Source organism: Halorhodospira sp. 9622, from assembly GCF_022228025.1.
GTDB classification, from domain to species: domain Bacteria; phylum Pseudomonadota; class Gammaproteobacteria; order Nitrococcales; family Halorhodospiraceae; genus Halorhodospira; species Halorhodospira halophila_A.
In genome coordinates this window covers 1-596 of the sequence record NZ_JAJNRE010000103.1, presented here as the reverse complement: position 1 = coordinate 596, position 596 = coordinate 1, and the positions used below count along the sequence as shown (strand labels likewise).

Annotated in this window: 1 protein-coding gene; it reads right to left on the bottom strand. The window is 66.3% G+C overall.

Features of this window, described 5'->3' with window-relative positions; all coding sequences use genetic code 11:
* Window positions 1-596 (bottom strand): hypothetical protein (locus LRG07_RS13785; protein WP_238642771.1); only part of this gene is annotated, 596 nt, incomplete at both ends.

The following is a 596-nucleotide window of genomic DNA, read 5'->3' as shown; positions in this document are numbered from 1 at the left end:
GCTTCGATCTCCGCCATCGCGGCAAGGTAAAGATTCGGCACCCCGGCACGGACCGTGATCTCCCGAACGAGGCGCTGCAGGCCGTCATACGCCGCCTGCCGATCGATGGCATCGCCATCGACCTGGCCGAGGATCAGCGCAGGCACGAACCGGCGCAGGTAGGTGAGCACCTCCGCCTCCAGAGCCACCGGGGCTTCCCAGACCAGTCGGCTGCGGGATTGCCCCGAGAGGATCTCGCAGCTGGCCAGGTATCGGAGGAAGAGGTCCGTAACCCGCGCATAGCGGATGGGGGCATCCACAGGCTCCCCAAGGCTACTCATCACCTGGGCCAACTGGCCACGGATCGATGCGTGGACATCCTCGATCTCGGCACCCGCCTCGATCTCCTGGATCACGCGCTTGCCACCATCCTCATCCAAAACCCAGCGCCAGAAGAGCGTATTGGCATCGCGCCGGTGCGCACAGATCGCCTGCAGCTGGCGATACGCCAGGCCATAAGGCGGCTCATGCGCGACGAGGGCCTCCAGGTGCGCCCGTGCCCGGCCACGGCGGACCGTGAGCTCGGCGATCGCCTCAGCGTCGAGGAGGAAGTTCAT